The sequence below is a fragment of the Serratia sp. HNCC26DJ244 genome (assembly GCF_057180565.1).
In genome coordinates, this window is sequence record NZ_JBXUGO010000174.1 from 1 (window position 1) to 207 (window position 207).

The following is a 207-nucleotide window of genomic DNA, read 5'->3' on the forward strand; positions in this document are numbered from 1 at the left end:
CCCAGATGGTCCAAATGGTCACCCAGGTGGCGCGCTGCCTGCTGCCTTGAGCTTTATGCACGAACTTGGGGCGGTGGATATCGATAATAACGGTACCATTGATATTACTGGCCATGTCGACTTCAACACACTTACGTCGAACGGAGGTAACCTTGGGCGCGGTCTTGCTGTCTTGTATAACCAGACCACAGCTACCAATAAGACCAA

At 51.7% G+C, this 207-nt stretch carries 1 protein-coding gene; it reads left to right on the forward strand.

Annotated features, from left to right (window positions below; all coding sequences use genetic code 11):
• The coding region (locus AC2A06_RS19145; protein ID WP_484381343.1) for a hypothetical protein at positions 1 to 207 on the forward strand (207 nt) is incomplete at both ends.